The 797-nt window shown below is 73.4% G+C and carries 1 protein-coding gene; it reads left to right on the top strand.

The annotated features are described in order from the left end of the window. Positions 1-20: 20 nt before the first annotated feature. Positions 21-797 (top strand): helix-turn-helix domain-containing protein (locus U9980_RS09710; RefSeq protein WP_416210212.1); only part of this gene is annotated, 777 nt, incomplete at its 3' end.

Here is a 797-nt window from a genome sequence, read left to right as displayed (position 1 = left end):
CACACCCGACGGGAGCGGGGATGGACGATGACCCTCTGGTCCGGCTCGGCGCAGGCCTGCGCCGCCACCGCCTCGAGGCAGGCCTGACGCAGACCGGCCTCGCCGCGATGGTCGATGGCTACTATGACCGCGAGTCGCTGCGAACGATCATCTCGAAGTGCGAGCGGGGCCGCGCGGCGCCCAGCGAGGCTGTGATGGGCGAGCTCGACCGTCTGCTCGGCGCCGGCGGCGGCCTGGTCGGCCTGCTCCGCCAGGCGCGCGCCAAGGCGCTCCGGGCCCAGGTCGCCAGGCTCTACACCGTGGTGGACGTGCCGGAGACGGAGAGCGCACCCTGGGCCGGGGAGGAGGAGACACAGGTGGTGGACCAGGACCGGCGGGAGTTCGGCCTCACGCTCGCCGCGGTCATCGCGGCAGCGGCCGACGCCAGCCATGCCATGGCGACCGCCGACCCGTCCCCACTGACTCTCGAGGAGATGGAAGCCGCCGCAGACCTCCTCACCGCGCAGCTCTACGACCTGCCGAAGGACATCCTGTTGCGCCGTGCCGCGGGTCAGTGGCACCAGGCGCACCAGGCGCTCAGCCGGCTGGTGAGCGGGCCGGTCCGCGCCCGCCTGCTGGTGCTCGCCGGTGGTCTTGCCTGCCGGGCGGCGGCTCTCGGCCGGCGGACCGGTGACGCGACCGTGCTGCGACATTTCGGTGTGCTCGCCGGCCAGTACGCGGCTGAGTCCGGCGATCCGCTTCTCGTCGGCGACGTCGCCTGTCTGCGGTCGCGTACCGCCTTCCAGGCCGCCCAGTAC

It is taken from the genome of Protofrankia sp. Cr1, assembly GCF_963555865.1.
In the GTDB taxonomy this organism is placed as follows: Bacteria; Actinomycetota; Actinomycetes; order Frankiales; family Frankiaceae; genus Protofrankia.
Note: the sequence above shows the minus strand (reverse complement) of the source record. Positions and strands in the feature narration are given on the sequence as shown.